Genomic DNA, 216 nt, shown 5'->3' on the forward strand with positions numbered 1-216 from the left:
GGCGGTATTCTGCTGGGCTTAGCGACTCCCACCGAATCGGCGGCGCTCGCCTCGCTGGCGGCGTTGCTATTAGGGCGCTATCTCTATCGTGATTTGAAAGTCGCCATGCTGCCCGAGATACTCAAACGCACCGCTATCAATGCCGGTCTGGTGATCATGTTGATCGCTGCTGCTGGAGTCTTCGGCTGGGTGGTCGTCTACGAGCAACTGCCGCAA

At 58.8% G+C, this 216-nt stretch carries 1 protein-coding gene; it reads left to right on the plus strand.

From position 1 onward, the window contains the following. Positions 1–216, plus strand: a 216-nt coding sequence (locus INT22_RS21255) for a TRAP transporter large permease subunit (protein WP_226912815.1), incomplete at both ends; no start/stop codon positions are given.

Origin of the sequence: Halomonas sp. 3D7M, from assembly GCF_014897885.1 — a bacterium.
Lineage (GTDB): Bacteria > Pseudomonadota > Gammaproteobacteria > Pseudomonadales > Halomonadaceae > Vreelandella.